We start from the raw sequence: 26,290 nt of genomic DNA on the forward strand, positions 1-26,290 counted from the left end.
GCCCAGGCCTGAATCCCCGCATCCATCGACCCTCACGGAGCAACCGAAATGGCTGATGACGGTTCCAAGCAATCCACCAGTGTCTGGCCCCTGCCCAAGTTCTACTTCCAGGTGAAGTGGGACTCCGCCGTGCTGTCCTTCGAGGAAGTCTCGGGGCTGGACGTCGAGGCCCAGCCCATCGAGTACCGGCACGGCGACAGCCCGGTGTTCGCGCCCATCAAGATGCCGGGCCTCAAGAAGTACGGCAACGTCACGATGAAGAAGGGCGTGTTCAAGTCGGACAACAAGTTCTGGGACTGGTTCAACCAGATCAAGATGAACACGATCAAGCGGCTGCCGGTGACGATCAGCCTGCTCGACGAGGAAGGCAAGCCCACCATGGTGTGGACGCTGACCAATGCCTGGCCGACCAAGATCACCGGCACCGATCTGAAGGCCGAGGGCAACGAGGTCGCCGTCGAGACGATCGAGCTCGTCCACGAGGGCCTGACCATCGCCAACGCCTGACGGCCGCGCCATGCCCGGCCCGACCGACTTCCTCCAGATCGTCAGCGGCGAGAACGTGCCCCGGCGCGACGACCCGCCGCCGGCCTTCGCCTTCCAGGTCGAGTTCTTCAACGGCCGCCGCTTCCCGGCGCCGCTGGTCTGCTCCTTCCAGGAGGTCTCGGGCCTGGCGCTGGAACTGGAGACCGAGGAACTGCCCGAGGGCGGCGAGAACGCCTTCGTGCACCAGCTGCCGTCGCGCGCGAAGGCGCGGCGCCTGACGCTCAAGCGCGGCCTGGTGCAGCGCAACTCGGCCTTCGTCGACTGGGTGCGGCTGAGCCTGCAGGGCGGGCTGGAAGTCCCGCTGCAGCCGGCCGACGTCAAGGTGCAGCTGCTGGACGAGCGGCTCGCGCCGCGGCTGGGCTGGGTGTGCCAGGGCGCCTACCCGGTGCGCTGGACGATGGACCCGTTCGAATCGACCCGCAACGAGGCGGCGATCGAGGAGATCGAGCTGGCCTACCGCGAATGCCTGAGCCTGCCATGACGCTGGAAGTCCGCCAACTGGTGCTGCGCGCGCAGGTGCGCGACGACGACGATGAGGACGAGGACGGCGGCCCGGACGGCCCGCGCCCGGCCGGCAAGGCGCGCGCCGGCGGCTGCGGCGGCGCCGGCGGCGATCCTTGCGAGGACAAGGAGACGCTGAAGGAGGAGATCCTGGCCGCCTGCCAGGTGTGGCTGCGCGAACAGCTGCGACGGCTCGACGAGCGCTGAGCCATGGCCAAGCAAGCCCTGACCCTGACCGCGCTGGACGTGGACGTGGACCCGCCCAAGCCCACCGGCGCGCCCTACCGGCTGATGGTCAACCCGGCCGAGTTCTCGCACTCGCGCAGCATTTGCTACAACACCCGCAAGACGCTGGGTCAGACCAGCAACCCGGCGCGCTTCTCGGCGATGAACCCGGACCAGATCTCGTTCAGCGTCGTCTTCGACGGCACCGGCGTGATCCCGTCGCGGCCGGACCAGCCCGACGATGTCGCCGGCCAGATCGACGCGATGTGCAAGGTCATCTACGACTACAGCAGCGCGGACCATGAGCCCAATCACCTGCGCGTGGCCTGGGGCAAGCTCAGCTTCGACTGCCGGCTCACCAGCTTCGACACCACGTACACGCTGTTCAAGTCCAGCGGCGCGCCGCTGCGCGCCCGGGTCGAGCTGGCGCTGACCGGCTTCGCGACGCCGCAGGACGCGATGCTCGCCGCCAACCCGTCGTCGCCGGACCTCAGCCACAGCGTGCTGGTCGTCGATGGCGACACGCTGCCGCTGCTGTGCCTGCGCGTCTACGGCGACGCGCGCTACTACCCCGAGGTCGCGGCCTTCAACGGCCTGGCCGGCTTCCGGCGCCTGCAGCCGGGTCAGCGGCTGCACTTTCCGCCACTGGCACCGCCGCTGACACCGCCGCTGACCCCGCCACCGGCCTGAGGAGCCCCCGATGCCCGCCGCCCCGCCCAGTCCCGCCCAGTCCGACGCCGGCCCGCTGCGCGTGACCGTCTCCTGCAATGGCCAAGCCAAGCCCGGCCTGCCGATCGTGTCGGTGACCGTGCGCCATGAGCTCAGCCTGATCTCCTCGGCACTGATCGTCATCGCCGATGGCGACATGCCCGCCCACCAGGTGCCGATCGGCGGCGGGCCGCTGTTCCGCCCGGGCACGCCGATCACCATCCAGGCCGGCTACGGCGACGACGAGACCGAGATCTTCCGCGGCGAGGTCGTGCGCCTGGGCTTCAAGGTCGGCGGCAACAACTACAGCCGCATCGAGATCGATTGCCGCCACGCCGCGTACCACGCCACGCTGGGCCGGCGCAGCGCCCACTACATCGACCAGACCGACAGCGCGATCATCGAGTCGCTGCTGGGCCGCCACGGCGTGCCGGGCCAGGTCACCTCGACCGCGGTGCGGCATCCCGAGCTCGCCCAGCACTACTGCAGCGACTGGGACTTCCTGGTCGCGCGCGCCGACGCGATGGGCATGGTGGCCCACATGGCGGGCGACACGCTGGTCGTCGAACCGCCGGCCTTCACGGGCGAGCCGGTGCTCGGCGTGACCTGGGGGCTGGACCTGATGGAGTTCAACGTCGACATCGACGCCCGCACGCAATGGGCCTCGGTGCAGGCGGCCAGCTGGGACCCGTCGCAGCAGGACCTGATGCAGGGCGAGTCCAAGGCGCCGGTGGATCCGCCCGAGCCCGGCGACCTGCCGGGCGCGGACCTGGCGGCGATCGGCGCGGTCGATCCGCTGTCGCTGCAGAGCTGCGCGCCGCTGGCCAAGGACGCGCTCGACGCCTGGGCCGCCGCGGCGCAGATGCGGGCCACGCTGGCGCGCCGGCGCGGACGGCTGGCCTTCCAGGGCAGCGCGCTGGCGGTGCCGGGCGCGGTGATGCAGCTCTCGGGCGTCGGGCCGCGCTTCGGCGGCCGCGTCTACCTCAGCGCCGTGCGCCATGAGCTGACCGACGGCAACTGGATCACGCATGCCGAGTTCGGCCGCCCCGCCGACTGGCACGTCGAGCGCCGCGACGTGGTCGCGCCGCTCAACGGCGGGCTGCTGCCCGGCATCGGCGGCCTGCACGCCGGCGTGGTGATGAAGCTGGACGCGGACCCGCTCGGCGAGCTGCGCATCCAGGTCAGGCTGCCCGCGCTGCAGGTCGAGACGCCCGGCATCTGGGCGCGCCTGGCGCAGGGGCACGCGTCGTCAGGCTTCGGCCACTTCTTCGTGCCGGAGATCGGCGACGAGGTGCTGGTGGGCTTCCTCAACGACGACCCGTCCTATCCGGTGGTGCTGGGCTCGCTCTACAGCAGCAGCCGCGCGATGCCCTACGCGCTGGACGCGAAGAACGACATCAAGGCCATCGTCACCCGCTGCCTGCACCGCATCGAGTTCAACGAGGCGGACCAGGTGATCACCATCGTCACGCCGGCGAAGAACACCGTGGTGCTGGACGACAAGAACAAGCGCATCCGGCTCGAGGACCAGAACGGCAACAGCGTCGAGCTGGCGCCGGACGGCATCGCGCTGGACAGCCCCAAGGCGATCACGCTGACCGCCGGCACGGCGATGACGCTCAAGGCCAAGACCGGCATGACGCTGAGCTGCGAGGCAGACATCGACGCCAGCGGCGCCAACATCAAGGCCGAGGCCAGGATCGGCTTCACCGGCAAGGGCTCGGCCACGGCGGAGCTGTCCGCGGCCGGGCAGACCACCGTCAAGGGCGGCATGGTCATGATCAATTGAGGAGCGCCGCCATGCCCCCCGCCGCCCGCATCACCGACCTGCACACCTGCCCGATGCAGACGCCCGGCCTGCCGCCGGTCCCGCACGTCGGCGGGCCGGTGGTCGGGCCCTGCGTGCCCACCGTGCTGGTGGGCAAGCTGCCGGCGGCGGTGGTGGGCGACAGCGCGGTCTGCGTCGGCCCGCCCGACAGCATCGTGCAGGGCTCGGCCACCGTGATGATCGGCGGCAAGCCGGCGGCGCGCATGGGCGACACCACGGCGCACGGCGGCAAGATCGCGCTGGGCCTGTTCACCGTCCTCATCGGAGGCTGACATGAACTTCCTGGGCCGCGGCTGGAGCTTCCCGCCCCGATTCGACACCGACCGCCGCGCGGTCATGGTGTCCGGCATCGAGGACATCGAGGAGAGCCTGCGCATCCTGTTCAGGACGCGGCGCGGCGAACGCGTGATGCAGCACGCCTACGGCACGCTGCTGCACCAGATGGTCTTCGAGGAGATCACAGACCAGACGCTGACCGAGCTGCGGGTGATGCTGGAGAAGGCCGTGCTGTATTTCGAGCCGCGCATCGCGCTGGAGCGGCTGGACGTCCGCGTCTCGCCGGACGACCTGGGCACGCTGCTGCTGCAGCTCGAGTACCGCGTGCGCACGACCAACACGCGGCACAACATGGTCTATCCGCTGTACCTGGACCAGGCCACCCATCCGGTGATCTCCGGCTGAACGCCAGCACGCGAGGACGCGATGCATCCAGGCGCTCAACAGGACCAACGGCTGCCGCCGGCGCTGGCGCCGGGCTACGCGCGGCCCGACGAGCAGGACGTGGCCGCGCGGCTCGCGCGCACGCTGGCGATGGCGCGCCAGCTGCGCTTCGTCGACGCGCAGGGACGGCCCGCCGGCCGCTGGGGCGACACCCTGGCCGGCGACGGCGCCCTGCTGCTGGCCGAGCTGGCGACGCTGCCGGTGGCGCAATGGCAGGAACGGCTGCGCGGCGACGGACCCTGGCTCGACGAGGCGCTGCGCGGAGCCTGCCTGGGCCTGGCGCAGCGGCTGGACCGCTGGTACGCCGCGCTGCGGGACGCCGCCGAGGCGGCGGCCGCGGACGACACGCTGTTCCGCCCGCTGGCGGCCTGGCTGCGCGAGGTGCTGCGGACCCAGCTCGGCCCGCGCCTGCGCCCGCTGATCGCCGATCCGCGCGCCTGGCATGCCGACTGGCTGGCCACCTCGGCCTCCACCGCCGATCCCGGGCGCCCCGCACCGGGTCCCGCCGACATCCGGCTGCTGTGGCTGGCGCTGTGCCGGGTGCTGCAGCGGCTGCGCGAATCCGCCGCGATCCGCATCGAACCGGCGCTGGCCGGCGGCCGCCACGATCCGGCGGCCGGCCTGCTGCTCGCCTGGACCCAGCTGCTGCAGGCCAGCCGCGCGCCGCTGAACGCCTTCGACGAGCGGCTGGTCGACCACTACTACGCCGAGCGGCTCGCGCTGCCGCGGCTGCCAGCCGGCGCGCAGCGCGTCTGGCTGGTGCTGGACGCCGCGCCACTGCTCGCCGAGCCCATGCCGCTGGACCCCTCGCAGCGCTTCGTGGCCGCGCTGCCGCGCGGCGGCCGCAGCTTCGCCGTCGAGCAGGCGCCCGCGCTGCAGCCCTCGCGCGTGGCGCGCCTGCTGACGCTGCGGCAGCTCCGCGATCCGCTGATCTCACCGCAGCGCGAGTACGGCTATGCCAGCGCCATCGTCGCCGCCGGCATCGATCCGCCGACGCCGGAAGCCGCGGCCGAGCCGCGCTCGCCGGCCTGGTCACCGCTCGGCGGCGGGCCGGGGGCTCATGCGGCCCGGATCGGCCTGGCGATCGCATCCGCGCTCCTGCTGCTGCGCGAAGGGACGCGGCGCATTCAACTGAACCTGGAGATCGCCGGTCCGGCGCTGCCGGCCGGCGGCATGGAGGATCGCTTCGCCGAAGTCGCGCGTTTCGAGGCGATGGCGCAGGAGGCCTCGGAACAGGCGGAACCAGGACCGCGCGAAAGCGCGGACCGTCTGCTGACGCGCGTGCGCCGTCTCTGCCCCTCGTTGGCGGACCGGCCGTGGCTGGCCTATCTCTGGGCGCGCTGCCTGGCGAGCGCCGATCCCGCCGCGCTGCCCAGGCGGCTCGGCCGGCTGCTGGCGGTCTGGCTGTGCGCGACCTCCGAGGCCTTCGACGAGCGCGCGCTCGCGCTGCTGCGCCGGCATGCGCGCCGCGTGCTCGAGCGCGGTGGCCTGCGGGCCCCGCCGGTGGACGTCGACGACCCGCTGGCGATGCTCTACAGCGATCAGCCGCTGGAGCGCTCGCTGATCTTCAACCGCGTCTTCCACGACGCCTGGCGCGTCCGCGCCAGCAGCGACACCGGCTGGCTGGAACTGGGCGCGGCCCTGGTGGCCTGGCCCACCGACGGACCGCGAGGCCTGCAACTGCGGCTGCAGCTCGGGGCCGACCTGCCCGCCATCGGCGTCGCGAAGCCCGATGTCCACGGGCCCGGCTGGCCGGAGCAGCCGGTGCTGCAGCTGGTGCTCGAGGGCCGCAGCCGACTGTTCCCCGCCAGCCTGCTGCAGCAGCTGACGCTGGCCGCGGTGCGCGTCCAGGTCGAGGTGCAGGGACTGCGCTCGGTGCAGCTCTACAACCAGCTCGGGCAGCTCGATCCCAGCAAGCCCTTCATGCCCTTCGGCCCGCTGCCCGACACCAGCGCCTACCTGCAGTTCAGCCATGTCGAGCTGATGCGCAAGCCGCTGACGCGCCTGCGCGCGCGGCTGCGCTTCGCGGGACTGCCGGCGATCGCCTTCGCCGAGCAGTACGCCGGCTACCCGGACGATCCGTGGACGCCCGAGGCCTTCCGCGTCCGCGCCGAACTGCTGCGCGATGGCCGCTGGCAGGACGCCGGCCAGCCGCCGATGGCGCTGTTCCCCGCCGCCGGCGGCGGCCAGCCGCCAGCGGACCAGGCGCTGGACCTGTCCTCGCCCGCCTGGCTGAGCCTGCATGCGCCGCAGCCCGAGGCCACGAGCGCCGACTACTCGCTGCGCAGCCGGCAGGGCTTCTTCCGCCTGAAGCTCGACGGTCCCGCCGATGCCTTCGGCCATGCGCTCTATCCGCGCGTGCTCGGCGAGCGCCTGACGCAGAACAGCCGCCGCAAGGAGCCGCTCCCGCTGCCCCTGCCGCCCTACACGCCGGTGCTGGAGTTCCTGCGCATCGACTACGCCGCGCAGGAGCGCATCACCGCGCGGCCGCTCGGCGCCGACCTGCCCGGCGCGGCCGCCGATCCCGCGCAGAGCCGCCTCTTCCATCTGGCGCCCTTCGGTGTTCAGCCGCTGCGCTCGCTGCCGCGGCGGCATCCGGTCTCCGTGCTGCCGGCCGAGCCGGCCGATGGCCAGTTGCTGATCGGCCTGGCGGGCCAGGCGCCGTCGGGCACGCTGAGCCTGCTGTTCCTGCTGCGCGCGGAGTCGGCGCTCGAGGCGCTCGGCCGGCCCGCGCCCGCGCTGCGCTGGGAGACCTGGTGCGGCGGCGACTGGCGCGCGCTGGAGCCGCATCGCGTGCTGCTCGACGCGACCGACGGCCTGCTGCGCAGCGGGCTGGTGCTGCTCGACCTGCCCGATGGCCTGAGCGCCGACTGCCCTTCGCTGCCGCCGGGCCTGTTCTGGCTGCGGCTGCTCGGCGATGGCCAGCTCGACCTGCTGGCCGCCGCCCGTGGCGTGTGGGTCAACGGCGTGGCGGTGCGGCTGGAAGGGCCGCCGCGCGACGAGGTGCTGCCGCCCGGCAGCATCCGCGCGGCGCAGACGCCGGTGCCGGGGCTGGCCGGCATCCATCAGCCCTGGCCCTCGCTGCCGCAGCGCATGGCGGAGGACCGGCCGGCCTGGAAGCAGCGCGTGGCCGAGCGGATGCGTCATCGCGACCGCGCCGTCACGCCGGGCGACGTCGAGCGCCTGGTGCTGGAGGCCTTCCCGCAGGTGTTCAAGGTCAAGTGCCTGCCGCTGTCCGCCGCGCATGGCCAGGGGGCCGGGCCGCGCGATCCGTCCGGGGACCGCGTCATCGTCGTCGTGGTGCCCGCGCTGCCGCCGGGCCATGAGGTCGACGGCACCGAGGGACCGCGGCTGGACGCCGCCACGCTGCTGCGCGTGCGGCGCTTCCTGCTGCCGCGCATCGCGCCCGGCCATCGCCTGCTGGTCCGCAACGCCACCTACGACCGCATCCAGGTCCGCTGCGCGCTGCGCCTGAGTCCCGGCGAACCCGCCGGCCGCCGGCTGCGCGAACTCAACCAGGCCTTGCGCGATTTCTTCTCGCCCTGGCGCCCGGGCGGCCTGACCGCGCGCTTCGACTGGCGCGTGCGCGCCGAGGAGATCGAGGCCTTCCTGCGCGCGCAGCCCGGCGTCGAGGCGGTGGGCGGGGCCTCGCTGCTGCACGTCACGCGCGACGACACGGGGATGTTCCGCCTGGGCGACTCCGCGCGCGGCGACCGCGCGCTGCGCCCGCGCGCGCCCTGGAGCCTGGCGCTGCCCACGCGCGGCCATCTGCTCGAACTCACCGGCGACCCCGGCGAGCAACCGGCCGTCAGCGGCCTGGCGCAGCTGAGCGTCGGCGGCAGCTTCATCATCGGGCGGGCCGTGGCATGAAGACCGTCAACCGCGAAACCCTCAAGAACTATTTCCGCGACGGCCAGATGCCGTCGCAGCGGCATTTCGAGGCGCTCATCGATTCCATGCTCAACATGAACGACGAGGGCTTCCGCAAGACCGTCGAACATGGCGAGCAGCTCTACGCCCCGATCGGCCACGACGCGCTGATCAGCTTCTACCGCGACCAGCAGCCCGACGATCCGCTGTGGCAGGTGCGGCTGGGGCAGGTCAACAACCAGCTGCAGTTCCACGCGGTGGCGAGGACCGAGCCCGGCGCCGCCGCGGCCGCAGGGGCCGCGGCGGCCGCCTCGCCCGACACGCCGCCGCCGCCGGCGATGACGCTGGATGCGCGGCAGCGGGTCGGCCTGGGCACCGAGGATCCTTGCGCGCGGCTGGACGTGCGCGGCGTGGCGGCCGCCGAGGGCCGCCTGGGCCATCTGCCGATTCCGCAGAAGCTGCGCGACGAGCTCAAGGCCGACGGCCGGTGGCATGACCTGACGCCGCCGCTGCAGGGCTGCCAGGGCTTCGAGGTGATGGCCGGCGCGGGGCTGAAGCACAGCGGCCATTTCGGCCTGGTGCACGCGGTCGCGCTGAGCACCTACAACCCGACGCCGAGCTGGTTCCCCAGCCGGGGCAGCCGCCGCGGCATCCGGCAGACGCAGGCCTGGTGGGGCCGGCGCTGCGACCGCATCGAGCTGCGCTGGCTCGGCAGCCAGGGCCGCGACGCCAGCTACCGGCTGCAGATCCGCAGCGGCTGCCGCTTCGGCGACGACGTCCCGCTGCGCGTGCAGCTCACGCAGCTCTGGTTCTGGCCGGAGATGCACCAGTCCGACGCGGCGTCCGATCCCTTCCGGGCCCTCGATCGATGAATGCGCCGTTCACCTCGCCGCCGCCGCGCACGATCACGCGGCGCACCGAGCCCGATCCGCTCGGCTTCGACGCGCTGCGCGCGCTGGCCATCGAGCGGGCCCAGGCCGCCAGCGGCGAGCTCTGGACCGACTACAACCTCCATGACCCCGGCGTCAGCCTGCTGGAGGCGCTGTGCTTCGCGCTCACCGAGGACGTGTTCGCCGCGCGGCGGCCGGTGCCGGCGCTGCTGGGCCTGGGCGAGCGCGACGGGTTGCCGGCCTGGGAGCGGCTCGGCCTGCACGACCGCGACGCGCTGCTGCCCTGCCGGCCGGTCAGCGAAGCCGACTGGCGGCTGTGGCTGCTGCGGGCGCTGCCGGGCTCGCGGCAACTGGCGATGAACGCGCTGCGCGACTGGCGCGGGCGGCCGCTCGGGCTGTGGCGGCTGACGCTGCAGGCCAGCGCGGAACAGCCCGACGCGGACCGCCTGCTGCGCGAGCGCGCGCTGCGGGCTTTCCGCGCGGCGCGTTCGCTCGGCGAGGACCTGGCCGAGGCGCCGCGGCTGCTGCGGCCGCGGTGGGTGCGGCTGGAGATCCAGCTCAGCATCACCGGGGAGCGCGAGCCGGGCGACCTGCTCGCCGAAGTGCTGCGGCGCTGCGACGCCGGCGTGTCGCGCCAGTTGCAGACGCCGGTCGACGGTCAGGACGATCCCGAGGCGCCCGCGCCCCTGGAGGACGATCCGGATCTTCCGGCGGGTCCGATGGGCCGGCCGACGACGCGCGCCGAGCGCCAATGGCTCGCCGAGGACGACGACTTCCTCTATGCGAGCGACCTGGCCCGGCTGCTGCAGGCGGTGCCCGGCGTGGCAAGCGTGGACGGCCTGCGGCTGCGCGGGCTCGATGCCGGCGACGACCGGCCCGAGGATGCAGCCGCGCCGCCCGGCAGCGTCGCCCGGCGCGGCAAGGACTGGGCGCTGCGGCTGCGCTGGCCGGCCACGCCGGACGATCTGCGCGGCTGGGTGGTGCGGCGCGACGGCCTGCGCGTGCAGCTGCCCGAGGAGGCGCTGCTGGCCCAGTTGGCGCTGCAGCGCCGCGTCGATCACGCGCGCGACATGGCGGCGCGGCGCGGCGGCATGGGCGCCGCCGCGGGCGGCCGCGGCGAAGCGGGCCCGTGGGGCACGCTGGGATCGAGCGAGCTCCTGCCCGTGCCGCCCGATCCGCCGCCGCCGCTGCCCGCGCGCCGAGACGGTCATCTCGCCGCCACCAGCGCGCTGCCGCCGCTCTACCACGAGGCCCTGCGCCTGCGCGACGCGGCGCAGCCCGGCCTGCATGCGCAATGGACCGGCTACGCCGCGCTGCTGGAACTCGGACTGAACCAGGTCCAGCAGCAGCGCGAGCAGCTGCCGCGCCTGTTCGCCCTCGACGATCCCGACCCGCGCAGCTATTGGCATGAATGGCCGGGCGACGCGCAGTTGCCCGGTGTCGAGGCGCTCCATCTGCGCGATCGGCGTCAGGCGCAGGACGATCCCGCGCTGGACGCCGAGCGGCTGGACCGGCGCCATCGCTTCCTCGACTTCCAGCTGGCGCTGCATGGCGAGGCGCTCGATGTCTCGGTGCTGGACGGACTGCCCTGCTACTTCACGCCGGAGGCCTGGCCGCTGCACCTGCTGGCGCTGAAGCGGCAGTTCATGCGGCGCGTGATCCGCCTGGGCCGCGATCGCGGCGCGGGCGCGGACTACAGCCAGCCCCTGCTCGGCAGCGCCGGCAACACGCCGCCCCTCCAGGAGCGCCTGGGGCTGCTGCTGGGTCTGGCGAAGACGGAAAGCCGGCCGCTGACGCGCGTGCTCGCGCGTCTGGCCTCGGCTGGACTTCAGCTCGGTCGCGACGGCCCGCGATCGCGGCGCCGTGAAGGCACGGTCCGTCGCGACGACGCGCGGACGATCGTCGACCCGCGCCGCGATGCCGCGCGGCCCAGCCTCGCGCGGACATCGCGTACCGACGCCGCGCAGGCCCTGCTCGATCCCCGCGTGCCCCGGCTGCCGGCGGGCGACGTGGACTGGACACGGCTCGCGGGCCGGTTGATCGCATGGACGCGGCGACACGGGCTGGCCCGCTTCCCGCTGCGCGTGCTGCGCGCGGCGGTCGATCCCTCGCGCTTCCGTCATGACGCGCGGGCGCGGTCCCTGCGCCTGGCCACGGACGACACGGATCGGGATTGGGTGATCGCCGACGACGTCGAAGCGGCCGAGGCGGTGGCCTTCGCGCGCGAGCTGCATGCCGCGGCCTGTCTGCTGCAGGCGGACGGCGAAGGCCTGCACCTGGTCGAGCATCTGCTGCTGCGGCCGCTCGCGGCGCCGCTGCCAGAAGGGTCCGATCTGCCCGATGTCACCGATGCCGACCAGCGCGTGAGCATCGTCCTCAGCGGCTGGACCGCGCGCGGCGCCGATGCCCGTTTTCGCATGCTCGCCGCCCAGGCCGTGGAGCGCGAAGCGCCCATCCACCTGCATTGCGAGCTGCTGTGGCTGGACGCGCTGGACATGCTGGCCTTCGAGCCGCTGTGGCGCGCGTGGCTGCAGCGGCGCCAGGCGCATGAGCAGGCGCGGCTCGACGGCGATCCGGAGCCCGCCGCGCTCGCCGAGCTCGACAACGCGGCCTTGGCGCTGAGCCGGTGGCTGGAGGGCTGGCATCGGCGTCAGCGGCGCCGCCATGCGGCGGGACGGCCCGCGCCGGATGCCGCCACGGCGAGGGACCGCCGATGAGCACGCATCGCATCGAGACCCTGCGCGTGGAGCTCGCCCATCGCAGCGCGCGCTCGGCCAGCGGCGGACAGGAGCTGCATCGCCGCCTGATGAGCTTCCTGCGCCGCGAAGGTTTCGCGGCCATCGAGGCCTGCTTCGAGGACGCCTGCCCGGCCGGCGAGGTGTGGGTGCTGCCCCGGCTCACGCTGGACCTCGGCGCGCTGGACCGCCATCAAGGCGAGGCGCAGTGGCGGGAACGGCTCACCGCGTCGCTGCGAGGAGAGCTCGCGCGTGCCGCGCGCAGTGGAGCGGGCAGCGCTGGCGGCGCTGGCGGCGCTGGCGGCGCTGGCGGCGCTGGCGGCGCTGGCGGCGCTGGCGGCGCTGGCGGCGCCGAAGGTGGCGGCCTGGGCGAGGACGGCGACGTCCACCCCGCGCTCGCGATCCGGCGCGAGGGCGCGGACCGGCATGAGATCGGACAGTTCCTGCATTACCTGCGCCACGGCCAATTGCCCTGGGGCCTGAACCTGCATGGCCGGCGCGCGCTGTCGGGCTGGCTCGCGGGCTTGGCGGTTCGCCATGGCGCGGCGCTGTGGCGCGCGCTGCAGCAGGATCCGGCGCGGGACCGGCTGCTCGCGCGGCTGTCGGCGATCAGCCCGCATGACGGGCTGCACGCGCTGATCGCGCAGCGGGACGAGCGGCTCGCGGGGACGCTGGCGCGCATGGACGACGAGGTGCTGCTGCCGTTGCAGGGACGCGGGCGCCTGAGCGCCTACCAGCGCGCGCGCCTGCAACAGGCCCTGCGCGCGGCGGCCCTGACGCAGCTGTGGGATGCGCGCGGCGCGGGGCTCGGCGGCCGCGGACGGCGCGCGCTGCTGGCGGCCTGGCGCGCGCTGATCGCCGGGGCGCTCGGCGGTGGATGGCGGGAGGCGATCGGCGGACTAGCCAGCGCCGCCCCGCCCCACGCCACCGGCACCGTCGAGGACGCGGTGCATGCCGTGCGTTCCGGCGGCATCGCCGCGCTGCTGGCGGGCGGCGACACGAACACGCCGATCGATCGCGAGCCGGAGGGCGATGCCGCCCTGTCACCGGGGCGCACCTGGGAACAGGCGCTGCTGCGGCTGCAGGCCCTGCTGCGCCAGCGACGCCCCGGACAGGAAGAGCGCCTGCGGCATCTGCTGACGCAGCTCGCGGCCTCGCATCCGCTGCAGCTCAGACGCCGCCTGCGCGGCTGGGCGCTGCAGCGGCGCGAGCGCCGCGCCTGGTCGCTGGCGCTCGCGCCCGCCGGCATGGCGCTCGTGCTCACGGCGATGAGCCCGCGGCCAGCGCCCGGACTGAGCGGCTCGGCGCGCCTGCATTGGGCGGAGTCGCTGCGCCAGGCCGCCTTGCGCCTGCAGGCGGAGGCGCCGGCGAGCCGGCGTCCCGGCCTGGGCCGGTTGCAGGCGCTGCTGATGCAGGCGAGCCTGCGTCATCTGGTCGAGGGCCACCGGTTGCCGGATCAGCACTCCGGCTGGCTGTCGCTGTGGCGCCGCGCCTGGCTCGACTGGGAGCGCGGCGAGTTCGACCCGGCGCCCCAGGCCGAGGCCATCGACCGGCCGCGGCCCGCCGAACCGGCGGCCACGCGCGGCGAAGCGGCCCCGCCGTCCCGCCGGCGTGGTGCCGATGTCGGCGCGGATGTCGGCGCGGATGTCGGCACGGAGGGCGGCGCCGGCACTGCCACGGACGCGACCAGCCGCGCCCTGCTCCACCTCGAGCGCGACTGCCGCGCGGGCCGCTGGCACTGGCCGCAGCGGCTGCGCCTGGCCCGGCTGCTGGAGACGCCACTGGGCTGCGAGCGCTGGCTGCGGCTGTTCACCGAGGAGCGCCGCTGGCACCTGCTGCAGGCGCAGTTCGGCGCGCTGACGGCGCCGCTGCGGCAGCGCGCCGGGCGGCTCGCGAGCTGGCTGCGCGGACTGGTGCGCGAGCCCGCCGCCGCGCTGGCCGAGCACTGGCGGCGGCTGTGCCATCACCTGTTCATCCGCGGCCTGAGCCCGGACGCGGCCTCGCTGCGGCGGCACTACCAGGACGAATTGCCGCCCGAGCCCGCGGTGCTGGCGGTCGCGCCAGCCTCCGCGCCGGCGCGCGCCACCGAGCGCCAGCCCGTCTGGGTCGACGATGCCGGCCAGGTGCTGCTCGCCGCCTACGCGGAGCGCCTCTTCAAGCACCTGCGCCTGGTCGACAACGGCCGCTTCGTCGACGACAGCGCGCGCGCCGTCGGCGTGCAATGCCTGCAGGCGCTGTGCCACGGCCCCGAGCCGGCGCCGCCGGACGAGTCCTGCACCGCGCTGTCGCGCCTGCTGTGCGGCGTGTCCCCGCACGAGGTGCTGCCGGTCCCCGAGCCGCTGGGCGGCGAGCGTCTGACCTTGCTCGAACAGCTGCTGGGCGCCGTGATCGCGCACTGGTCGGCGGTGGGCCGCACCTCGGTCGCGGGGCTGCGCGAGAGCTTCCTCCAGCGCCAGGGCCGGCTGTGGGAAGAGCCGCCGCGCGGCGGCGATCCGGCGCGCTGGCGGCTGCGCGTGCAGACACGCGGCTTCGACGTGCTGCTGGACCGGCTGCCGTGGAGCTTCCACACGATTCGCCTGCCCTGGATGCAAGGAGCGCTGCATGTGGAATGGCGCTGACACGCCGCACGCGCGCGCGCTGCGGGCCGAGCTGGACTGGCTGTCCCATGCGCTGGACCGGCGCCTGGCGCGGCACTTCCGGCATGGCAGGCCGGCACGCGCGGACGAGGACGGCGATGACGACGACGAGAGCGACGAGACCGCCGGCGGTCTTCCCCGCCACGAGGTCTTCGAGGCCGCGGGGACTTTTCTCGCCGAGCTCGACCCGCCGCCCGCGCTGCCCGAAGGCAGCGAGCTCGGCCGCTGGGTCGAGGCCTTCGCGCTGACGCCGCCGCAGCGGCTGGTGCTGGCGCTCGCGCTGGCCCCGCATCTGCGGCCCGCCGCGCTGGATCTGCTGTTCATGCGCAACCAGAACCTGGATCGCGGCTTCACCGAGTTCGGCGGCATCCGCGCGCAGGCGCATGGCGGCTTCCTGCCCACGGGCGAGACGGCGGCCTTCCTGGTCGCCGGCGACGAACTGCCGGCGCGCTTCGCGCTGATGGCCTGGCTCGACGGCCCGCATCCGGTGACGGACGCGGGCTACCTGCGGCTGGACAGCGCGCCGCCAGGCGAGCCGCGCCTGGCGGGCCTGCTGCTGATCAGCGGCGAGGCGCTGCAGCGCCTGTGCTCCGGCGATGCCGACAAGCCCGACCAGAGCCTGCAGTTCCCGGCACGCCGCATCACCAGCGCGCTGCACTGGGACGACCTGGTGCTGGCGCCCGAGGTGATGGACGAGGTCGGCCAGATCCGCGCCTGGATGAGCGAGGGCGCCACGCTGATGCGCGACTGGCAGCTGGCGCGCGCGCTGAAGCCCGGCTATCGCGCGCTGTTCCACGGGCCGCCGGGCACCGGCAAGACGCTGACCGCGACCCTGATCGGGCAGTCGGCCGGCGCGGACGTGTACCGCATCGATCTGTCGATGGTGGTCTCCAAGTACATCGGCGAGACCGAGAAGAACCTGGCCCGTGTCTTCGACCAGGCGCAGAACCGGCGCTGGGTGCTGTTCTTCGACGAGGCCGACGCGCTGTTCGGCAAGCGCGGCGCGGCGCAGAACGCCAACGACCACCACGCCAACCAGGAGATCGCCTACCTGCTGCAGCGCGTCGAGGACTTCCCCGGCGTCGTGATCCTGGCGAGCAACCTGCGCGGCAATCTGGACGAGGCGTTCTCGCGGCGCTTCCAGTCGATGGTGTATTTCCCGCTGCCCGATGCCGGCCAGCGGCTGCGCTTGTGGCGGGGCATGCTGCCGGCCCGCCATTGGGCCGCGGACGTCGACCTGGATGGCGTGGCGCAGCGCTATGAGCTGTCGGGCGGCGCCATCGCCAACGTGATCCGCCATGCCGCGCTGGCGAGCCGGCGCCGCGGCGGCGACCAGATCTCGCCGTCGGAGCTGCGCGCCGGCATCGCGCGCGAGCTGCGCAAGGAAGGGAGGACGCTGTGAGCAGGCATGAGCACGGGGGACGGACCGGCGCGGCCGGGCGGCGTGGACGCGCCTGGGTGATCGGCGGGATGGCGCTGCTCTGGGCTGGCCTCGCCGGGCAGGCGGGGGGCGCATCGCCGCCGGCGGCCGCGGCGGCACCGGCCTCCGCCATGGCCTCCGCGCCGGCGTCCGCCCCGGCGCCAGCGCCGGTGACAGTGCCTGCGCTGCCCGCCGCCGCGGCGTCCGCCGCCTGCGCCTTGCCGAAGGAGACCTCCCTGCTGCCCGGCGGGTCGGCCGAGGCCTGCGGCTCCGCCTGCTGCGGCGCGGGCGAACCGTTGCGCCTTGCCCGCCCGCCGGAATCGCTGCCCGCCGCCACGCAGGGCCGCGAGTACACCCAGGCCATCGCCGCCGAAGGCGGGCGGCCACCCTACAAGTTCACGCTGGTGGACGGCGCCCTGCCGCAAGGCCTGACCCTGGGCTCGCGCGGGATGATCGCCGGCACGCCCGAGCGGCCGCAGGTCGCGCGCTTTGTCGTGTCGGTGCAGGATCGCGGCGGCGCCGCGCTGCAGCAGGCCTTCGACCTGCAGGTCCGCGCGGCCGCCGCGCGCAAGCCAGCCGCCGCGGCGCCGGCGCCGTCCGCGCCCGCCAGCGACGCCGTGCCCTTCGATCCCCGGACCGGCCTGCAGGCGCCCAGCGTGCCGACCGCGCTGATCTACCGGCTCTCCAGCAACGCCTTCGATGCGCTGAAGGATCACATCGCGGCCACCGCCGCGGCGGCCGCTGCCACCGGCGCGAGCGACAGCGCCGGCGCCGGCCCGATGGAGCCCGTGGCGGCGGTGGAACCGCCCGCACCGCCCGCCCCCGCCGAGCCGGCCTCGGCGCCGGGACGGCCAGCGCCGCCACCGCCGGCCGTGCCGCCGCAGCTGAAATGGACGGACACGCAGCAGGCCCAGCTCGAAGCCATCCTGGCGCCGATGCTGGAGCAGGACTATCTCTCGGCCCAGTTGTTCGAACGGGCGGTGCGGGTGCGGGTCTGCCGGCACGTGGCGCAGCTGCTCGTGAACGACGCCCGGCGGCGCAACGCGCAACTGCCCGATGTCGACGAGCGCGTGGCCGCCTGCCTCAAGGAAGCGGAGGAAAGCGCCGAGGCGCATGAGAAGACGCTGGCCGCCGCGGCGAAGGGCGAGCTCAAGCCGGCGCAGATGCGGGGCTGGCTGCTGCCGCCGGGTCTGACGGCGTGGCTCGTCGGCGCCGCCCGGCGCGAGGAGCCGCTGGTGCCCCCGGAGAAGATGCTCTGGCAGGACGAGGCCGGCTGCAGCTGCGCCGCGCCGCGCGGCGACAACCCGCTGTATGCCTTCCTGCCGTTCTGGAAGGACGCGGACACCGCGCAGCCGATCGATTTCGCCTTCGTGAACCGGCTCAACGTCTTCGCGCTGCCGCTGGCCGGCGACCTGATCCTGCCCAAGCGGTGGGAGAGCGATCCCGACACCACCGCCCTGCTGCGCGCCGCCCGCAGCCACGGGACGCAGCTCGACCTGACGCTCTATGCCAGGAACTGGCGCTTCATCACGGCGCCTTCGCCGGACGAGTGGAAGCTGGCGCGGCAGCAGATCCCGCGCCAGCTCGCCGAGCGGGCCTGGGGAATCATCGACACGCCGCTGCCGGGATGGTGGCAGACGGTCAAGGCGTGGATGCCGTTCTTCGCCGAGCGGCAGTACGTGGGCGACGGCATCACGCTCGTGGTCGACGAGCTGCCCACGGACGCCAGGGAACTCGCGCGCTTCGAGGAGTTCTATCCCGCCTACGTCCGTGCCCTGGCCGAGGTGATGGCACGCCATCCCGGGCGCAGCTACACGATCAACCTCGTGGTGCCCCTGCCGGCGATGGTGGCGCCCAAGGACGGCGGCCTGGCGGCCTTCCAGGTCCCGGCGCTGTATGAGCTGCTCGCCGCGGTGGAGCAGCCGGAGCTGCACAACGGCCGCGTGGTCGCGGACCTGTCCGACTATCGCCGCCGCAGCAATGTCGAGCTGCGCTTCCTGGTCCCGCTGCCGGAGCCGACCTCCGACACCAAGCGGCAGTTGCGGCGCATCGTCGAGGACAGCGCGGTGCTGCACGGCACGACGCGCCGCGCCTTCCTGCGCAGCATCGTGCCGGTGCTGCAATTCCCGGCCGTGGACCAGCAACAGCTGGGCGACGACCTGGTCTACGCGCAGGACAACTTCGGCGGCGTCGCCTTCTGGCCCACGCCCGCGGCCGGCCGCGAGACCTTCCAGGCGCTGCGCGCCACCTTCGGGCCCGCGCCGTCGCCCGCGCCGATGACGCTGCTCTGCGACTGGGTGTGCCCGCATCGCTGGGCGGTGCGGCTCGCGCTGGAGCTGCTGGTGCTGGCGGGGCTGGTCATCTGGATCGCGCTGCAGCTCAATTGCGAATGGCGGCGCCGTTACGGCCGCGTCGCGCTGCTGGCGGGGCTGCCGCCGGCGCTGGTGGCCTTCGCCCTGGCGGCCTGCGATCCGGCGATGGCCTTCCTGCGCAACGGCACGGCGCTGCTCGGCGCGCTGGTGGTGGCGCTGGCCGTGTTCCTGGTGACGGCCTTGTTGAAACGCACGGTGGAGAAGCCATGAAGGACCACGACACCCAGGCGGCGAAAACGTCCGCGCGACAGCCTGCCGCCGCCGATCAGGTCGACGGCCCGAGCGCGCCGGCGGACAGCGCGCGCATCGCCGGCCAGGCGGCCCAGCTCGCGCGGCTGCGCCAGGGCGAGGCGCGGCCGGCCGCCGCGGGCGCGGAGACCGTGCAGCGACAGTCCGCGCCCGATCCCGGCAGAGGCGGCCTGCCCGCGCCGCTGCGCGCGGGCATGGAGGCGCTCTCCGGCATGAGCCTGGGCGACGTGCGCGTGCATTACGGCTCGTCCAAGCCGGCCCAGCTCGAGGCCCATGCCTACGCGCAGGGCCGCGACATCCACCTCGCGCCGGGTCAGGAGAAGCACCTGCCGCACGAGGCCTGGCACGTGGTCCAGCAGGCCCAGGGGCGCGTGAAGCCGACGCTGACGATGGGGGGCGGCGTGCCGGTCAATGACCACGAGCACCTGGAACGCGAGGCGGATGCGATGGGCGCGAAGGCGATGACAGGGACGGCGGCGCAGCGCGCGGCCGTCGAGCCCGCGCGCGGGCCTGCCGCACCCACGGCGGGAACGGTGCAGCGCAAGGGGCGGATCGACCTCGACCATCGCCACGTCACGCGGATGAGCCAGGTCGAGCGCGACGAGCTGTCGACCATGCTGGCGGAGATCAAGCAGAGGAAGAAGGACAGCAAGCAGGTCGCGACCGCGAGCTGGGCGCAGAACGCGGCCGGCGTGACCGATCCCGCTTCGGACGACTCCTACAACGCGGCGATCGCCTTGGCCCGCAAGACCTATGAGCAGGAAGTGCGGGGGCTGGCCCGCAGTTTCGGCGTGTCGGAAGCGCTCGTGACCGGTGACGCGTACTACGGGGCCTCGGCCGGCGGCAACGTGTTCAAGCGCACGGACAACGGCAAGGAATACGTGAAGGACACCCGGGGCACCTTCATTCCCCGCTATGTCCGGCGGGAACTCAATGACGAAGACGAGCCGGACGGCGGCATGCAGCCCACCGGCGCCAGCACCGACACCGCCGCGGTGAACGAAAAGAACGTGGACCTGAAAAGGACCCGCACCCCGCTGACCTGGGGCCAGCGGGAGTTCCTGCAGCAGAGCGTTGGAGGCGGGGGGCACCAGTTCGCTTTCAGCCACACGTCGACGAAGCGGCCCATCCTCAGCAACAAGCACTACAGCTTCGGCGCGCTGTCCAAGGGCGCGATCCTGACGGACCTGTCCAAGGTCGACCAGACCCAGCTCGGCGCGCAATGGCGTCTCGCGCCCGAGTCAGAGGGCGGACACAAGATCCCGCTCGCCAAGGGCTCGCTGACGTCGATCGGCCTGAAGGCGAGCCGGGCCGGCGGCACCTTCAAGCCCAAGGTGTCGGCCTCCAAGCGCGAGAACACCGTGATCCGCAGCGGCTATCGCAACATGGAGATCGTCACCGGCGACGTGCCCAAGGAGGCGGTCGCCGAGCAATGGGCCGGCAGCGAGGGACCGCAGACGGACTATCACGCCGGCAAGTCCAAGCGAGGCGACTTGATGGTCACCAAGCGGGACGAGCTGCAGAACTGAGGCCGGCGAGCCCTCCCGGCCGCTTCGACGGTCACTGCGTCTTCGAGGCCGCCACCAGCCGGTCCATCGCCTGGGCGGGCGTGATGGCCGGGGTGTTCCAGAACTGGCTGACCACGTCCTTGATCGCGCCTTCGGCGGCCGCCTTGACCGCCATGCCGTGCGCGATCGAGGGCAGCAGCGTGCCGGCCTTGCCCGCCTCGGCGAAGTCCGCCGCCGAGGTCTTGGCGCAGTCGTCGTACCTGGACAGGTTGACGCCCTTGCGCACCGGGATCGAGCCCTTCTCCAGGTTGAAGGACTCCTGCACCGCCGGCGACAGGATGGCCGAAGCCATGTCGCGCTGCGCCTGCTGGTTGGCCTCGCCCTTGACCTTGAACATCGCGAACGAGTCGACGTTGAACGTATAGCCCTTGGCCGTGCCGGGCGCCGGCACGCACAGGAAGTCCTTGCCCGCGACCTTGCCCGCCGCCAGGAACTCGCCCTTGGCCCAGTCGCCCATGATCTGCATCGCGGCATCGCCCTTCATCACCATCGCCGTGGCGAGGTTCCAGTCACGGCCCGGCGCGTTGCGGTCGGTGTAGGCCTTCAGGCGCCGGAAGGTCGTCAGCGACTTCTCCATCGTCGGGCTCTTCAGGCTCGCCGGATCGAGCTGCACCAGCGCCTTGCGATAGAACTCCGGCCCGCCCGTGCCCAGCACGACCGTCTCGAAGGTGGTGAAGTCCTGCCAGGACTGCCCGCCATGCGCCAGCGGCGTCACGCCCGCCTTCTTCAGCGCGTCGGCGGCGGTGAAGAACTCGTCCCAGGTCGTCGGCGGCTTCACGCCGGCCTTCTTCATCACCTCGGGGTTGATCCACAGCCAGTTGACCCGGTGCACGTTGACCGGCACCGCGATGTAGTGGCCCTGGTACTTCACGATGTTGCTGATCACCGGCAGCAGCAGCTCGTCCCAGCGCTCGGCCTTGGCCACGTCGTCGATGTTGGCGAGCATGCCCTCGGCCGCCCAGTCCTGCAGCAGCGGGCCCTTGATCTGCGCGGCCGTGGGCGCGTTGCCCGAGATCGCGCGCGACTTCAGCACCGTCATCGCCGCGTCGCCCGCCCCGCCGGCGACGGCGAAGTCCTTCCAGTGATGGCCCTTGGCCTGCAGCACGTCCTTCAGGCCGGAGATGGCCTTGGCCTCGCCGCCGCTGGTCCACCAGTGCAGCACCTCCAGGTCGCCGGCCCGCGCCGGCGCGGCCATCGCGCCCAGCGTCGCGACCGCCGCCGCGATCAAGCCGCGGCGGGTCCAGATGTTCGTCTTCATGCGTTGTCTCCTCTTGTGTCCACGTGGGTGGTGGGGGGAGATTCTTGGAGCCTCCTTGCCAGGGGTCAACCGGGTCGCGGGACTTTTCCGGTTGTTTAGGCGGGCCCGGTAAACAGGCGTCCGCCACGCCCCGCGCAGTGTGGCCGAGCGCACCGAGGCGCTCGGCCGTGGCCTCGCCGCCTCAGCCGCCGCGCTCCTCGAGCCCGCCTCCCAGCGCCTTGTAGAGCGCGATCGCATGGGCGATCTCCTCCTTGCGCAGGTCCAGCACCGCCTGACGCGCCGCGTACAGCTGGCGCTGCGCGTCGAGCACTTCCAGGCGGCTGTCGACGCCCGCGCGGTAGCGCAGTTCCGCCAGCGCCGCGCGGCGGTCCGCGGCCTGCACCGCGCGCTGCTGCGCCTGGGCCTGGCGCGCGTAGCGCTCCTGGCCGGTCAGCCCGTCGGAGACCTCGCGGAAGGCCGTCTGCACCGCGCGTTCGTACTCCAGCACCGCGCCGGTCTTGCGCAGTTCCGCGAGCCGCAGCTCCGCCTTCAGGTCGCCGTTCGGGAACAGCGGCTGCGTCAATTGCGGCGCGAAGGACCAGACGCCGGACCCGCCCTTGAACAGCCCCTTCAGGCCGGGACTCGCCGTGCCCACCGAGGCCGTGAGCGCGATGCGCGGGAAGAAGGCCGCGCGGGCGACGCCGATCTCGGCATTCGCCGCGACCAGCCCCAGCTCCGCCTGGCGAAGATCCGGCCGGCGCGCCAGCAGCTGCGACGGCAGCCCCGCCGGCAGCCGCGTGATGACCGAATCGGCCATCAGCGACGCGCCCTCGGGCAGATCGCCGGGCAGCTCCTGGCCGATCAGCAGCGCGAGCGCATGGGCGCGGTTCTCCGCCTCGCGCTGGCGCGCCTCGCGGTCGGCCTCGGAGGTCGCGACCTGCGCCTCGGCCTGCGCCAGTTCCAGCGCGCCGGTCTGGTTGGCGGCCTTGAGCTGGCGCACCAGCTGCAGCGAGCCGCGCCAGTCCTCGACGGTCCGGGCGGACAGCTCGAGCTGCGCCTGCGCCAGGCGCTCCGCGAAGTAGGCCTCGGCCACCGCGCCGACCAGCGAGATCTGGGCCGCATGACGGCCCTGCTCCGACGCGAGGTAGCGCGCCAGCGCCGCCTCGGACTGCGCGCGCACGCGTCCGAACAGATCCAGCTCGAAGGCCGTGATGCCGACGCTGACGCCTGCCTGGGTCTGCGTGAGCGCCGTGCCGCCCGTGTTGGCGCGCTCGCGGGTCACGTTCGCGGCCGCGCCGAGCTGCGGCAGCTCCGCCGCCTTGCGGATGTCGTACTGCGCGCGGACCATCTCCACGTTCAGCGCGGCCAGGCGCAGGTCGCGGTTGTTCTTCAGCGCGATCTCGATCAGCCGCTGCAGCCGCGCGTCGTTGAACATCGATCGCCAGCCGATGTCGGCGGCCATCGAGTCGGTCACCGCATGCTCGTGGGGCGGGTACTGCGATGGAATCGGGCTCTCGGGCCGCGTCAGTGGCGGCGTCATCGAGCAGCCGGCCAGCAGCGCGGCCAGCGCCGCGGCCACCAGCGCGAGCGCCGGCAGGCTTGGAACGGTCAGCCGCTTCATGCGTGCTCCCGGGCGTTGGCGGAAGTCTCGTGACCCGCGCTGCCGGCGCGGCGGCCGCGCCAGGCGGCGACGCGCTCGGTCAGGCGCATCACGAAGACGAAGAAGACCGGGACGAAGAGGATGGCGAGCACGGTCGCGCTCAGCATGCCGCCGAGCACGCCGGTGCCGATCGCGTGCTGGGTCTCGGCGCTCGCGCCCGAGGCCATCACCAGCGGCACCACGCCCAGCACGAAAGCCAGCGAGGTCATCAGGATCGGACGCAGCCGCAGCCGCGCGGCCGTGACCACCGCCTCCACCAGACCCTTGCCCTCCTCGCGCAGCTGCTTGGCGAACTCGACGATCAGGATCGCGTTCTTCGCCGACAGGCCGATGACGGTGATCATCCCGACCTTGAAGAACACGTCGTTCGGCAGCCCGCGCAGGAACACCGCGGCGACCGCGCCGATCAGGCCCAGCGGCACGACCAGCATCACCGACACCGGGATGGACCAGCTCTCGTAGAGCGCGGCCAGCACCAGGAAGACCACCAGCATCGACAGCGCCAGCAGCATCGGCGCCTCGGCGGCGGACTCGCGCTCCTGCAGCGACTGGCCGGTCCACGCGACCGCGAAGCCCGGCGGCAGCTGCGCCACGAGGCGCTCCATCTCGGCCATCGCCTCGCCGCTGGAGGCCGGATAGTTGGCGCTGCCCGAGATCCGCGCGGCCAGGTAGCCCTGGTAGCGGACCAGCTGCAGCGGCGTCTCGCGCCACTCGGGCGTCACCACCTCGGACAGCCGCACCAGGCCGCCGGCGCCGTTGCGCACCGTCAGCTTGAGCAGGTCCTCGAGCTGCATGCGCGAGGACGCGTCGGCCTGCACGATCACCTGCTGCATGCGGCCGCGGTTGGGAAAGTCGTTGACGTACTGCGAGCCCATCGCGGTCGAGATGGTGTCGCTGATGTCGTTGAACTCGACGCCCAGCGCCTGCGCCTTCTGGCGATCGATCGACAGCTTCACGCTGCGCCCCGGCGGCAGGCCGTCGGGGTAGACGCCGGCGACCAGCCGGCTCTGCGCCGCCAGCTCCAGCAGCCGGGCCTGCGCCGCCTGCAGCGCCTCCACGCCCTGGTTGGCCTGGTCGACCAGCCGCATCGTGAAGCCGTAGGAATTGCCGAGTTCCTCGATCGCCGGCGGCATCAGGCTCATCGACAGGCCCTCGGTGCCGGCCATCGCGGCCTGCGCGCGGGCGGCCTCGTCGGCGGTGGTGGCGCCGCCGCGGTCCTTCCAGGGCTTCATCATCGTGAAGGCCATGGCCGCGTTCGGCCCATTGCCCGAGAAGCCGTAACCCACCACCGACATGTTGGAGGCGATGCCCGGCCGCGTCGCCAGGTGGCGGTCGTAGGCGTGGATGGACGCCATCGTGCGCTCGATCGTCGCGTCCGGCGGCAGCTGGAACATCGTCATGAAGTAGCCCTGGTCCTCCTCCGGCAGGAAGGACGACGGCAGCAGGCGCAGCGCGCCGGCCAGCGCGGCCGACAGCGCGACGAAGACCAGCATCATCCGGCCGCTGCGCGCGACCAGCTTGCCCACGCCCGATTCATAGCGGCGCGTCAGCCGGTCGAAGCGGCGGTTGAACCAGCCGAAGAAGCCGCGCCTGTCGTGGTGGCCGGCCGGGATCGGCTTGAGCAGCGTGGCGCACAGCGCCGGCGTCAGGCTCAGCGCCAGGAAGGCGGAGAACAGGATGGACACCGCCATCGACAGCGTGAACTGCTTGTAGATCACGCCGACCGAGCCGCTGGAGAAGGCCATCGGCAGGAACACCGCCGTCAGCACCAGCGTGATGCCGATGACGGCGCCGGTGATCTCCTTCATCGCCTTGATCGTGGCCTCGCGCGGCCCCAGGCCCTCCTCGGCCATCAGGCGCTCGACGTTCTCGACCACCACGATGGCGTCGTCCACGATGATGCCGATCGCCAGCACCATGCCGAACATCGTCAGCACGTTGATCGAGAAGCCCGCCACCAGCATCACCGCCATCGTCCCGAGCAGCGCGATCGGCGCCACGATGGCCGGGATCAGCGTGTAGCGCACGTTCTGCAGGAACAGGTACATGACCAGGAAGACCAGCACCATCGCCTCGAGCAGCGTGTGCACGACCTTCTCGATCGAGATCTTGACGAAGGGCGCGGTCTCGAACGGCACCGAGTAGCTCAGCCCGCGCGGCAGCGAGGGCTTGAGCTGCTCGAGCCGGTCCAGCACCGCCTGCGCGGTCTTGACCGCGTTGCCGCCGGGCGCGAGCTGGATGCCCATCGCGGAGGCGGTCTTGCCGTCCTCGGTGCTCATGAAGTTGTAGGACTGCGAGCCGATCTCGACCTTGGCGACATCGCGCAGCAGCAGCTTGGAGCCGTCCGGATTGGCGCGCAGCACCAGCGCCGCGAACTGCTCGGGCGATTCCAGCTGGCCCTGCACGGTCAGCGGCACGGTGACGCGCTGGCCGGCGACGGCGGGCGCGTCGCCCAGGCGTCCCGGCGCGATCTGCACGTTCTGGCGCGCGATGGCGGCGTTGACGTCGGCCATCGACAGGCCGTAGCCGATCAGCCGGGACGGGTCGACCCAGACGCGCAGCGCCTGCTCGGCGCCGAACAGCTGCACGCGGCCCACGCCCTCGATGCGGCGCAGTTCCTCGACGGTGTTGCGCGCCAGGTAGTCGCTCAGCGCGGTCTCGCCGACGCGGCCGTCGTCCGAGCGCAGGCCGATGATCATCAGGAAGCCGGACGAGGACGATTCGATGTTCAGGCCGTTCTGGCGCACCGACTGCGGCAGCCGCGCCTCCACGGCCTTGATCTTGTTCTGCACGTCGACCTGCGCCATCTCCGGATCGGTGCCCGGCTTGAAGGTCGCGGTGATGCTGGCCTCGCCGGAGGAATCGGCGGAGGACTCGAAGTACAGCAGGTGCTTGACGCTGGACAGCTCGCGCTCGATGAGCCCGATGACGCCATCGTTCATCGCCTGCGGCGTGGCGCCGGGATAGGAGGCGGAGATCGTCACCGACGGCGGCGCGACGGACGGATAGCGCGCGATCGGCAGCTGCGGGATCGCGATCAGGCCGAACAGCACGATGAACAGCGCGATGACCCACGCGAAGATGGGCCGCTGGATGAAGAACTGGGGCATGTTGGCGCTCCGTCC

At 73.1% G+C, this 26,290-nt stretch carries 17 protein-coding genes; 14 read left to right on the forward strand and 3 right to left on the reverse strand.

The window, feature by feature from the left end:
• Nucleotides 1-48 precede the first annotated feature (48 nt).
• Genes ACEN96_RS16080 through ACEN96_RS16145 form a run of 14 tightly spaced genes read left to right on the forward strand, consistent with a single transcriptional unit; the run spans nt 49 to nt 20,229 of the window.
• Nucleotides 49-507, forward strand: a complete 459-nt coding sequence (locus tag ACEN96_RS16080) for a phage tail protein (protein ID WP_495584098.1) — start codon at nt 49-51, stop codon at nt 505-507.
• 10 nt (nt 508-517) lie between these two features.
• Entirely contained in the window at nt 518-1,027 is a 510-nt protein-coding gene (locus ACEN96_RS16085) for a phage tail protein (protein WP_495584099.1), read from the forward strand.
• Entirely contained in the window at nt 1,024-1,254 is a 231-nt protein-coding gene (locus ACEN96_RS16090; protein WP_495584100.1) for a DUF5908 family protein, read from the forward strand. Before ACEN96_RS16085 ends, ACEN96_RS16090 begins: the two co-directional genes overlap by 4 nt.
• Before the next feature lie 3 nt (nt 1,255-1,257).
• A complete protein-coding gene (locus ACEN96_RS16095) occupies nt 1,258-1,962 on the forward strand; it encodes a CIS tube protein (protein WP_495584101.1) in 705 nt (234 codons plus the stop codon).
• 10 nt (nt 1,963-1,972) lie between these two features.
• Entirely contained in the window at nt 1,973-3,769 is a 1,797-nt protein-coding gene (gene vgrG / locus ACEN96_RS16100) for a type VI secretion system tip protein VgrG (RefSeq protein ID WP_495584102.1), read from the forward strand.
• Nucleotides 3,770-3,780: 11 nt separating this feature from the next.
• Nucleotides 3,781-4,080: a PAAR domain-containing protein gene (locus ACEN96_RS16105; RefSeq protein WP_495584103.1), complete on the forward strand. Its 300-nt coding sequence runs from the start codon at nt 3,781-3,783 to the stop codon at nt 4,078-4,080.
• A gap of 1 nt (nt 4,081) precedes the next feature.
• On the forward strand, nt 4,082-4,489 hold the full coding sequence (locus ACEN96_RS16110; protein WP_495584104.1) for a GPW/gp25 family protein: 408 nt from the start codon (nt 4,082-4,084) through the stop codon (nt 4,487-4,489).
• A gap of 21 nt (nt 4,490-4,510) precedes the next feature.
• Nucleotides 4,511-8,398, forward strand: a complete 3,888-nt coding sequence (locus ACEN96_RS16115) for a baseplate J/gp47 family protein (RefSeq protein WP_495584105.1) — start codon at nt 4,511-4,513, stop codon at nt 8,396-8,398.
• Nucleotides 8,395-9,270 carry a hypothetical protein gene (locus ACEN96_RS16120; protein ID WP_495584106.1) on the forward strand — a complete coding sequence of 292 codons (876 nt, stop codon included), beginning with the start codon at nt 8,395-8,397 and terminating at the stop codon, nt 9,268-9,270. The genes ACEN96_RS16115 and ACEN96_RS16120 overlap by 4 nt, the downstream gene beginning before the upstream one ends.
• Nucleotides 9,267-12,005 carry a hypothetical protein gene (locus ACEN96_RS16125; protein WP_495584107.1) on the forward strand — a complete coding sequence of 913 codons (2,739 nt, stop codon included), beginning with the start codon at nt 9,267-9,269 and terminating at the stop codon, nt 12,003-12,005. Before ACEN96_RS16120 ends, ACEN96_RS16125 begins: the two co-directional genes overlap by 4 nt.
• A complete protein-coding gene (locus ACEN96_RS16130; protein ID WP_495584108.1) occupies nt 12,002-14,641 on the forward strand; it encodes a contractile injection system tape measure protein in 2,640 nt (879 codons plus the stop codon). The genes ACEN96_RS16125 and ACEN96_RS16130 overlap by 4 nt, the downstream gene beginning before the upstream one ends.
• Nucleotides 14,625-16,061 carry an ATP-binding protein gene (locus ACEN96_RS16135; protein WP_495584109.1) on the forward strand — a complete coding sequence of 479 codons (1,437 nt, stop codon included), beginning with the start codon at nt 14,625-14,627 and terminating at the stop codon, nt 16,059-16,061. Before ACEN96_RS16130 ends, ACEN96_RS16135 begins: the two co-directional genes overlap by 17 nt.
• On the forward strand, nt 16,058-18,661 hold the full coding sequence (locus ACEN96_RS16140) for an Ig domain-containing protein (protein ID WP_495584110.1): 2,604 nt from the start codon (nt 16,058-16,060) through the stop codon (nt 18,659-18,661). Before ACEN96_RS16135 ends, ACEN96_RS16140 begins: the two co-directional genes overlap by 4 nt.
• Complete coding sequence (locus ACEN96_RS16145; RefSeq protein ID WP_495584111.1) at nt 18,658-20,229, forward strand: eCIS core domain-containing protein; 1,572 nt, start codon at nt 18,658-18,660, stop codon at nt 20,227-20,229. The genes ACEN96_RS16140 and ACEN96_RS16145 overlap by 4 nt, the downstream gene beginning before the upstream one ends.
• 31 nt (nt 20,230-20,260) lie before the next feature.
• Here the strand turns inward: ACEN96_RS16145 and ACEN96_RS16150 are convergent, their stop codons facing one another.
• The 3 genes from ACEN96_RS16150 to ACEN96_RS16160 form a co-directional block, all read right to left on the reverse strand.
• The gene (locus ACEN96_RS16150; protein WP_495584112.1) at nt 20,261-21,526 is read right to left on the reverse strand and encodes an ABC transporter substrate-binding protein; all 1,266 of its coding nucleotides are present in this window, start codon (nt 21,524-21,526) and stop codon (nt 20,261-20,263) included.
• A 181-nt stretch (nt 21,527-21,707) separates the two neighbouring features.
• Nucleotides 21,708-23,126, reverse strand: coding sequence for an efflux transporter outer membrane subunit (locus ACEN96_RS16155; RefSeq protein WP_495584113.1), 1,419 nt, complete (start codon nt 23,124-23,126; stop codon nt 21,708-21,710).
• Nucleotides 23,123-26,275 (reverse strand): multidrug efflux RND transporter permease subunit, encoded by a 3,153-nt coding sequence (locus ACEN96_RS16160; RefSeq protein ID WP_495584114.1) that lies wholly within the window; start codon nt 26,273-26,275, stop codon nt 23,123-23,125. Before ACEN96_RS16160 ends, ACEN96_RS16155 begins: the two co-directional genes overlap by 4 nt.
• Nucleotides 26,276-26,290 lie beyond the last annotated feature (15 nt).

The sequence above is a fragment of the Roseateles sp. Mitsp63 genome (assembly GCF_059491535.1).

Coding starts and splice junctions, on each gene's coding strand:
- ACEN96_RS16080 (WP_495584098.1), top strand. CDS start 49: ATGGCTGATGACGGTTCCAAGCAATCCACCAGTGTCTGGCCCCTGCCC.
- ACEN96_RS16085 (WP_495584099.1), top strand. CDS start 518: ATGCCCGGCCCGACCGACTTCCTCCAGATCGTCAGCGGCGAGAACGTG.
- ACEN96_RS16090 (WP_495584100.1), top strand. CDS start 1,024: ATGACGCTGGAAGTCCGCCAACTGGTGCTGCGCGCGCAGGTGCGCGAC.
- ACEN96_RS16095 (WP_495584101.1), top strand. CDS start 1,258: ATGGCCAAGCAAGCCCTGACCCTGACCGCGCTGGACGTGGACGTGGAC.
- vgrG (WP_495584102.1), top strand. CDS start 1,973: ATGCCCGCCGCCCCGCCCAGTCCCGCCCAGTCCGACGCCGGCCCGCTG.
- ACEN96_RS16105 (WP_495584103.1), top strand. CDS start 3,781: ATGCCCCCCGCCGCCCGCATCACCGACCTGCACACCTGCCCGATGCAG.
- ACEN96_RS16110 (WP_495584104.1), top strand. CDS start 4,082: ATGAACTTCCTGGGCCGCGGCTGGAGCTTCCCGCCCCGATTCGACACC.
- ACEN96_RS16115 (WP_495584105.1), top strand. CDS start 4,511: ATGCATCCAGGCGCTCAACAGGACCAACGGCTGCCGCCGGCGCTGGCG.
- ACEN96_RS16120 (WP_495584106.1), top strand. CDS start 8,395: ATGAAGACCGTCAACCGCGAAACCCTCAAGAACTATTTCCGCGACGGC.
- ACEN96_RS16125 (WP_495584107.1), top strand. CDS start 9,267: ATGAATGCGCCGTTCACCTCGCCGCCGCCGCGCACGATCACGCGGCGC.
- ACEN96_RS16130 (WP_495584108.1), top strand. CDS start 12,002: ATGAGCACGCATCGCATCGAGACCCTGCGCGTGGAGCTCGCCCATCGC.
- ACEN96_RS16135 (WP_495584109.1), top strand. CDS start 14,625: ATGTGGAATGGCGCTGACACGCCGCACGCGCGCGCGCTGCGGGCCGAG.
- ACEN96_RS16145 (WP_495584111.1), top strand. CDS start 18,658: ATGAAGGACCACGACACCCAGGCGGCGAAAACGTCCGCGCGACAGCCT.
- ACEN96_RS16150 (WP_495584112.1), bottom strand. CDS start 21,526: ATGAAGACGAACATCTGGACCCGCCGCGGCTTGATCGCGGCGGCGGTC.
- ACEN96_RS16155 (WP_495584113.1), bottom strand. CDS start 23,126: ATGAAGCGGCTGACCGTTCCAAGCCTGCCGGCGCTCGCGCTGGTGGCC.
- ACEN96_RS16160 (WP_495584114.1), bottom strand. CDS start 26,275: ATGCCCCAGTTCTTCATCCAGCGGCCCATCTTCGCGTGGGTCATCGCG.